This window comes from Coprococcus sp. LG101-27 (assembly GCF_027695515.1).
Lineage (GTDB): Bacteria > Bacillota > Clostridia > Lachnospirales > Lachnospiraceae > Allocoprococcus > Allocoprococcus comes.
In genome coordinates, this window is sequence record NZ_JAQEUJ010000044.1 from 1 (window position 1) to 8,270 (window position 8,270).

Here is an 8,270-nt window from a genome sequence, read left to right on the forward strand (position 1 = left end):
ACATAGAAGTTTGTAACTTTTTATAAGTTTTCAGTAACGGCAGGTTATGGCAAATACAGCGAGCTGTTGTGACACCTGTACATTTTATATTTACGATGATGAATATGAATGTTACACGTGTGACAGAGACCTGGATGAGGATGAGATGATGCGGTTTCTGACGGATAAGCATTATCAGTGCCCTTACTACAGATCTGGAGATGAATACAGAGTCGTCAGAAAACAGATGTAAATTGTAGATGATGGAGTAAAAGTATAAAAAACACAGAATTTTGTAATGCGTCAGGTAATAGATGAATTTGTACTTGTTCAAAGAGGAGAAGCTGCGGAGCGGATAAATGGAACGATGATACTAAGTGAGACAGCGGCATTTATATATGAACATCTGGAGGAGGCTATAAAGGTGAGAGATAAAAAGGCAAATACAGTGAATGAGCAGGACAATCCGCTTGGGTATGAAAAGGAATCAAAACTACTGGTTGGATTTGCGATTCCATGCATTATTTCCATGCTGGTAACAGCTCTTTACAATATTGTAGATCAGATTTTCATTGGTCAGGGTGTGGGAATGCTGGGAAATGCAGCAACGAATATTGCGTTTCCGCTTTCTACTTCCTGTACGGCAATCTCACTGCTGCTTGGAATCGGCAGTGCGACCAATTTTTCATTGAAGCTTGGTGCAGGAGAAGAAAAAGAATCTGCAGAGTATGCGGGAAATGGAATTTGCCTGATGGCAATTTTCGGGATTGCACTTTTTGCAGTAACGACGATTTTTCTGACTCCGATGCTGAAATTCTTCGGTGCCACATCGGAGGTACTTCCGTATGCACAGGAATATACACGGATCACGGCAATTGGCTTTCCATTTCTGATCGCAAATACAGGGATGAGTAAGCTGATCCTTGCGGATGGAAGTCCGCGGTATTCGATGACATCTATGCTGGTGGGTGCTATTGTAAATACAATTCTGGATCCGATTTTTATTTTTGGGCTGCAGATGGGAATGAGGGGCGCAGCACTTGCTACGATCATAGGACAGATCGTTTCGTTCTGCATCAGTCTGCGGTATATGTTCCATTTTAAAACGATCCGGCTTACAAAGGAAAGTTTCCATATGACGGGAAGACATATCGAGAATATTTTCAAATTCGGTGCCAGTGCCTGCTTTAACCAGATTGCAATGACGATCGTACAGATCGTACTGAATAATACATTGTCGCATTATGGAGCACAGTCTGTATATGGCGGTGACATTCCGCTTGCCTGTGCCGGGATCATTACAAAAGTAAATATGATCTTTATGTCATTTGTTATCGGAATTTCCCAGGGAATCCAGCCGATTATCGGCTTCAACTATGGCGCAGAGAAGTATGAACGGGTACGGAAAAGCTACCTGCTCGCACTTGGAACTGCAACCGTTCTTTCCGGAATTGCATTTTTCTGTTTCCAGGTATTCCCGAGACAGATCATCAGCGTATTTGGTTCGGGAAGTGAGCTGTATTTTCAGTTTTCAGAGCGGTATTTCCGGATCTATATGTTCCTTACGCTTATCAATGGAATCCAGCCGGTTACATCGAACTTTTTCAACTCCATCGGAAAATCGCAGCTGGGTGTATTTATGTCCCTGACAAGACAGATTCTCTTTTTATTGCCGCTGATCGTGATCTTTCCATTGTTTATGGGAATTGACGGGGTTATGTATGCCGGACCAATTGCAGATGCGGCAGCAGCAATCGTCTGCGGATATTTCATGGTGAGGGAGCTTAAGGAACTTTCCGCGATGGACAGGAAGAAAAAAGAAGAATATGCAGCATAATGGTTGTAAGTAAATCAGGATATAAGCTGGAAAAAAATTTGTATATACTGATTAGTAAGAAAAACGAAATGAGATGATGACTTGAATATTGAGATTGTTATTCCAGTATTCCGACCAGATGGACGACTGAAAATGAGTATAGAGAGATTATTGAGACAGAGTGTAATGCCGGACAGAATTTTGCTTGAAGTTCTTTATGAGAATCCGATTGATAGGGAAATCCCGGAAATCTATATGGATAAAAGAATTGAGGTCCGATATACTCCAAAGGAGGAATATGACCGGGCAGGAAGCAGAGATGCGATCTTACGGGAACTGGATTCGGATATTGTGATTTTTATGGTACAGACGGCGATACCACAGAACCGATATCTGGTAGAGAAGCTGACAGAACCGTTTAAAGAGGAGCGGACGGCGGTCGTGTATGGAAGGCATATGACAGATGATGAATGCAGTCCGATCGAGTGTTGTGTGAGACAGTTTAACTATCCGCCGAAAGGTATGACAAAGTCTTTGGAAGATACCGGAAAGCTTGGAATCCGGACATTTTTCAATTCTAATGTATGCGCAGCGTACAGAAGAAGTGCGTATCTGGAGACAGAAGGCTTTGGAAAGAGGATGATCGCCGGAGAGGACATGCTCGCGGCGAGAAGACTTCTGGAAAAGGGCTGGCAGACGGTTTATGCGCCAGAGGCTGAGATTCTGTATTATCGCAATGACAATCTGCGCGAACTCTGGAAGCGTAACTTTGATATCGGGGTTGCGCATGCGGAGCATCCGGAGATGATTGAAAATACAAAACCTGGAAAAGAAGGAATGCGGCTGGTCCGTGTGACTTCAGCGCTTCTGAAGCAGAATCATATGGAGGAATATTTAGGTGAAGTGGCGGCGCGAAGTGCGGTTCGGTATCTTGCCTATCATTTTGGAAAACATTATGCGCATTTACCGGAACATTTTGTCCGGAAATGCTCGGCAAATAAAGCGTACTGGGAGAAAGAATAATGGGACATTTTTATTTTACAAGACATGGACAGACTGTATGGAATGTGGAAAATAAAATCTGTGGTGCGACAGATATCGAGCTGACAGAGCTTGGACATGAGCAGGCAATGGAGCTTGGAAGAAAGATTAAGGAAGAGGGCGTAAAGATTGACGAGATCCTGTATTCGCCACTTGTCCGGGCGAAGGAGACCGCGCGCCATATTTCGGAGGTAACAGGGATTCCGATGCGTGAGGAGATGCGCCTGAAGGAGCAGAATTTTGGAAAATATGAGTCCACTCCGAGAAATGGGGAGGAGTTCAAAAAGGCAAAACAGAACTTTATCAATCATTTTGAAGGCGGGGAGACAATGCTTCATCTGTGCCAGAGGATTTACAATCTTCTGGATGATATTCGGAAAGAAGCGGATGATAAGGTTTATCTACTGGTTGCACATAATGGAATTTCCAGAGTAATCCAGTCTTATTTTTATGATATGACGAATGAAGAGTTTGCGGCATTTGGAATTAAGAACTGCGAATTGAGGAAGTATGAATTTCCGGAGTAGGAGTAGCGTATGAAATTACTTGTTAAGCAGAGAGTTTTTTCATGGACAGATTCATATGATGTTTATGATGAGAATGAAAATGCGAAGTATTTTGTAAAAGCAGAGTTTTTGTCGCTTGGACACCGGCTGCATGTATATGATATGGCAGGGAACGAACTCGGGTTGATTAAAGAAAAAGTGATGTCATTACTTCCAGTGTTTGAAATTGAAGTGAATGGGCAGACACTTGGACGGATTGAAAAGCGTTTTACATTGTTTCGACCGAAGTATGATGTTGAGTTTAATGGATGGCATGTAGAAGGAGATTTCATGGGATGGAATTATGATATCTATGAAGCATGCAGTCCTGTGGTACATATTACAAAAGAATTATTCCACTGGGGAGATACTTATGTACTGGATTTTGCAAATCCGGCAGATGAATTGATGGGACTTCTTCTGGTAATTACAATTGATGCGGCAAACTGCATTCAAAATAATTGATGTAATTTAATGAAATGTAAAAAAAGTCAAAAAAACATAAAAAACACTTGCCAAACCGGTTGGTATGTGATAAGATTCTTTTTGTTGACGCGGAAGTGTCGGAATGGCAGACGAGCTAGATTCAGGTTCTAGTGCTCGCAAGGGCGTGTGGGTTCAAGTCCCATCTTCCGCATAATAAAAGAAGGGGCTGTGAAATAAGTCCCTAAAAGAAATAGGACCATTCGTTCATGCGAAAGGTCCTATTTTTGTGGTAAAATTAACTTGCGATGAAAACTTTACACAATAATTATTGTAATTCAAAACAAGGATATTTACCACTGTTTCTTTCAGATTGTTTGGATCTGCTGGATCCTGTTTTGACATTTGACAGATTGATGGGAGGAATCGATTTAAACAAGTATCTGACGGATATTCCGGAGTACACAACCGGACGACTCAGATATAATCCAGTCAACATGTTAAAAACAGTACTTTTCGGATTTATGACTAGCGGATACTGCTCTCTGAGAGAACTGGAAGACAACTGCAAAGTTAATATCAGGTTCATGTATCTCATGGATCATCAGACTCCGTCATACAGAACCTTTGGATATTTCATCAATGAAATACTTCAAGATAAGATTGAAAACATTTTTAACGACATCAATCATGCTATCTTTAACGATGAGCATGTAGATCTGCAACATCTCTACATCGACGGCTCCAAGTTTGAAGCAAACGCAAACAAGTATACCTGGGTATGGAAGAAGGCTACCGAAAAGTTCCGTTACAAGCTTTACGAAAAAATCACTGCGGAGATTGAGGAGATTAATGCAGAAATCGCATGGAGCGGGGTGCAGATCACAACAAATCCGGAGTATGTACCGGATTATCTGAATGAAATCGTTGAGCAGCTAGTACTTTTATGGGAACTGGATACAAGTACATTTGTTTACGGAAGTGGAAAGCGAAAGTCCAAAGAACAGCGTCATTATGAACACTTGACTACTTTCTGTCAGAAACTTCAAGAATACATACAAAAAATTGAAATCTGTGGTCCTAATCGAAACAGTTACTCTAAAACAGATAACTCAGCTACCTTTATGCGTATCAAAACGGATTACATGGGCAATGATCAGCTTCTGCCAGCATATAATGTACAGATTGGTGTAGCAGATGAATATATTGCAGTTGTTGACGTGAACCATTATCGTTCGGATATGGATTGTTTCGTTCCTTTGATGGAGCACTTCAAACAAACTTATGGATTCTATCCCAAATATCCTGTGGCAGATGCTGGATATGGCTCATACAACAATTATATTTTCTGTGAACAGAACGGAATTGAAAAGTATATGAAATTTCCAATGTTTAAAAAGGAAACTAAGAATCAGAAATATCATGAAGATCCATTTCGTGCAGTTAACTTTAGAATTGATGAGCAAGGTGTCATGAGATGTCCTAACGATAAAGCATTCCATTTTTTATACAGAAAAAATGTGAGGGGAAATCAATACGGACGTAAGGAAGAATTGTATGAATGCGAAGACTGTAGTGGATGTCCATATGCAGAGAAATGTAAGAAGACAGATAAGAATCGAACCGTTCGGATCAATCAGGAATTAACTTCCATGCATCAGGAAGTAATCGAAAACCTAGAAAGTATCCACGGTGCGTTATTACGAATGAACCGTTCGATACAAGCAGAAGGCACTTTCGGAATTATGAAAAACGACCGTTGGTACAAGAGAATTGTCCGAAGAGGTATTCATTCAGTCAAACTGGAAGTTTTACTCGTGGCGATAGGCCACAATCTATATAAATATCAGAAAAAAAAGATGAGAAACAGAACTGCCGCATAGATTCAAAAAAAGAATTTCTATGGGGTAGGGGAAGTGCACTTTCTTTGCGCATGATTTCAGTCATTTATACACAACAGGTACAAAAAGGGGGATGTAAAAAAACTCAATCGAGTTTTTTCACATCCCCTATTTTCTTGGAGTCCCTATGCCTTTATTTGCATCGCTTACTCTTGTTAAAGAAACTGCTTTAAAAGAGGCTGCTTGCGTTCGGCTTCCCAAGTATCGATTACCGTTTATGGTTAAAGGACTCACGGTCACACATGAGTTCCTTCAGATCCATCTGACCGATAACCTCGCGCATCTTTCCGAGCATCACCTCGGTGACCTGACGGGTCATCTCGGTCTTATCCATATTGAGATAATTCTTCGATGCTATCTCGATCAATTCGGGAGTCTGTCCAATCTGGAAATTTGCGACAGCGCAAGCATGGATAAGAATCGCATCTTGTGTCGGGATTTCATTCTCCGTCGACAACTGAACCTGCACAGCACCGAGAGCCAACGTGTCCACACGCTGCAGACCGGGGATAACGAACGTGCCCTTTCCTGACACGCTACGCGTCTGCCCGAATCCAGATACGATCATCAATTTGTCCGGTGGGCACTTCCTCCAACAGGACTCGAACACGACGATCACCATGATCACGATTAAAAGCGGTCCGAGCAGAGGGCCAAACAAGTCAAAAAGCATCTTTTTCCCTTTCTGTTGATGCTTTGGTGAACGGGGCCATTATACCATAATACCGGAATATGGCGCCGAAAAAAGGTCGCCCAAACGGATGACCTTTTCGTTGTTCTTTCTGCATTACGACTTGATGGCGTGTTCCTTTTCTTCCACTATCGTTCCTTTCCTTTTACCTACAACGGTCTTCTTCCGGAATAATCTTGTTCAGCGTATTTTCAAATACTTTGGATCCTCTTTTTACTGCTTCTGCCTTCTCGCTAAGTGGAAGACCTTTCTTGTGAATCATCTTAACGGAATCAAGAAGCATCGGTATTTTGGTTGTTGCTTGGATCTCGTTGAATTTCTCTTCCATCGCTTTGCAAAGCGCATGCTCATCCACAATAGGAATCCGTAGCAATTCCCTTACTTTCTCTGTAATATAGTGGTTCAGCGCTTCAAGCCGATCCTGTGGAAGCGGATATGTTGGATGATTCCGGAACTCAAAACCGATCATCCTGCGCAAAAGCTCATGCTGCTCCGCTCCCATAACAATTCCAGCCATATCATCAAAGGCGATATTCGCTGTTGCAGGTAGGTAATATCGATTTGAACGATCAAGGAAATTCGCATAGTCTGTCTCGTCATCTTGCGCAAACAAGGACAGATTGTGGTCAAACAACGGGGCTAATCCCAACAGCCGTCCTGTTCTGTTTTCCCGTAAGATACCAAAATTTCCGCCGTGACGATCCCGATTGCAGATCAAGGCATCAAAAACAACCATTGTCCTGTATTTCGATGCCATCTTTGGATCAAGCTCATTTAAGATCGATAACGCTGCCGGGAAACTCGCATCACCAGCAGCAACGAAAAATGGAACAAAAGAAATTTCTTTGTCATTCATAAGTCCGCAGACAGACGCAAGTTTCCCTTTCCACATCTCTAAATCGTAGGAAACATGATCTATTCCCATCCGTTTTGCGACTTGTGCTGCAAAGTATTCAGAATAAGGTTCTTTGCCAAGATTTCTGGCACCGCTTGTACCTGTTTTGAACAACAGCAGCCTATCGTTAATCCGTCGAACTGCTTTCGGAAATTGCCCTCCCAGTGTCCACTCACTTGAAACGCCCGCTTTATGCTTTTGTGATGGCGTGTACCCGGTATAAGCTACAAGTCCCAATACTTCATCAAAGCGATTGTCGAACAAATTGATTCCATCAAAGGTAACATCTGATTTCCCATCATCAAGCCAATACGAATCGTTAATGGAAAGCCCTTTGGATACATCAAGAATTCCAAGGATATCATTCCTTGTCAATCCTGCCGTACTAAGAATCTGCTCTACAAATGCCCTGTTTTTCGGAATGGTTCTACCTTCCATCCAACTCGCAAGGCTTTTTTCATCTTGATCTACAATTAAATTCAATGGAAGCAAATGCGCATTTGCCGAATCGATATCCGTAATCTCCAGTTTCAAACTACCGAATGCGTCATAGGCAGCTTCGAATCTCATGAGGCTCTGATCATAGATCTTCAGCTCATAGCTTTTAGTCTCTCTCGTCATGCTGCTCCTCCCTTTTCTTTTCAATATCTATTATTATAGCATAATACTATCGTCCTATGCAGCTTATAATTTACCAAAACGGTTGTAAAACCATTGGTTTTAGCAATGGTAAGGGCCAATCCGCTAAATTGACACTCCCCGTAGTTAAAACCAGGGAATTCTCGGTTCTGTGAGGTCTGCCGTCTGGGACCGACATTGGTCCTCTAGGGTCTTACGTCCTCTCCCCGAGCGTTTAGGCGGTTACAGCCGCCACGGTTCCCGCGTGCCCCGCGGTACCTTCCGTGTTGGAGAGGATGCGCTTCCCTTCCGCCAGTATGTTCTTCAGGTGTTCTGCTTGGAAGAGAAGCTATACGACGTC

General features: G+C 42.4%; 8 protein-coding genes and 1 tRNA gene. 7 read left to right on the plus strand and 2 right to left on the minus strand.

The window, feature by feature from the left end; genetic code table 11:
- Window positions 1–46: 46 nt before the first annotated feature.
- The 7 genes from PG766_RS16405 (at window position 47) to PG766_RS16435 (ending at window position 5,687) form a co-directional block, all read left to right on the plus strand.
- The gene (locus PG766_RS16405) at window positions 47–232 is read left to right on the plus strand and encodes a DUF6472 family protein (RefSeq protein WP_117557673.1); all 186 of its coding nucleotides are present in this window, start codon (window positions 47–49) and stop codon (window positions 230–232) included.
- Between the two features lie 45 nt (window positions 233–277).
- The gene (locus tag PG766_RS16410) at window positions 278–1,816 is read left to right on the plus strand and encodes an MATE family efflux transporter (RefSeq protein WP_270591343.1); all 1,539 of its coding nucleotides are present in this window, start codon (window positions 278–280) and stop codon (window positions 1,814–1,816) included.
- Window positions 1,817–1,897: 81 nt separating this feature from the next.
- Window positions 1,898–2,818 (plus strand): glycosyltransferase, encoded by a 921-nt coding sequence (locus PG766_RS16415; protein WP_118199862.1) that lies wholly within the window; start codon window positions 1,898–1,900, stop codon window positions 2,816–2,818.
- Complete coding sequence (locus PG766_RS16420) at window positions 2,818–3,363, plus strand: histidine phosphatase family protein (protein ID WP_055156301.1); 546 nt, start codon at window positions 2,818–2,820, stop codon at window positions 3,361–3,363. Before PG766_RS16415 ends, PG766_RS16420 begins: the two co-directional genes overlap by 1 nt.
- Before the next feature lie 9 nt (window positions 3,364–3,372).
- The gene (locus PG766_RS16425; protein WP_117823453.1) at window positions 3,373–3,846 is read left to right on the plus strand and encodes an LURP-one-related/scramblase family protein; all 474 of its coding nucleotides are present in this window, start codon (window positions 3,373–3,375) and stop codon (window positions 3,844–3,846) included.
- Window positions 3,847–3,935: 89 nt separating this feature from the next.
- Window positions 3,936–4,018 (plus strand) — tRNA-Leu (locus tag PG766_RS16430).
- A 94-nt stretch (window positions 4,019–4,112) separates the two neighbouring features.
- Window positions 4,113–5,687: an IS1182 family transposase gene (locus PG766_RS16435; protein ID WP_117835930.1), complete on the plus strand. Its 1,575-nt coding sequence runs from the start codon at window positions 4,113–4,115 to the stop codon at window positions 5,685–5,687.
- 226 nt (window positions 5,688–5,913) lie between these two features.
- Here the strand turns inward: PG766_RS16435 and PG766_RS16440 are convergent, their stop codons facing one another.
- Window positions 5,914–6,378, minus strand: coding sequence for an SPFH domain-containing protein (locus PG766_RS16440; RefSeq protein WP_252201253.1), 465 nt, complete (start codon window positions 6,376–6,378; stop codon window positions 5,914–5,916).
- Between the two features lie 163 nt (window positions 6,379–6,541).
- Complete coding sequence (locus PG766_RS16445; protein WP_270591347.1) at window positions 6,542–7,912, minus strand: HipA domain-containing protein; 1,371 nt, start codon at window positions 7,910–7,912, stop codon at window positions 6,542–6,544.
- Window positions 7,913–8,270 lie beyond the last annotated feature (358 nt).

Coding starts and splice junctions, on each gene's coding strand:
- PG766_RS16445 (WP_270591347.1), bottom strand. CDS start 7,912: ATGACGAGAGAGACTAAAAGCTATGAGCTGAAGATCTATGATCAGAGC.
- PG766_RS16440 (WP_252201253.1), bottom strand. CDS start 6,378: ATGCTTTTTGACTTGTTTGGCCCTCTGCTCGGACCGCTTTTAATCGTG.
- PG766_RS16410 (WP_270591343.1), top strand. CDS start 278: ATGCGTCAGGTAATAGATGAATTTGTACTTGTTCAAAGAGGAGAAGCT.
- PG766_RS16435 (WP_117835930.1), top strand. CDS start 4,113: ATGAAAACTTTACACAATAATTATTGTAATTCAAAACAAGGATATTTA.
- PG766_RS16425 (WP_117823453.1), top strand. CDS start 3,373: ATGAAATTACTTGTTAAGCAGAGAGTTTTTTCATGGACAGATTCATAT.
- PG766_RS16420 (WP_055156301.1), top strand. CDS start 2,818: ATGGGACATTTTTATTTTACAAGACATGGACAGACTGTATGGAATGTG.
- PG766_RS16405 (WP_117557673.1), top strand. CDS start 47: ATGGCAAATACAGCGAGCTGTTGTGACACCTGTACATTTTATATTTAC.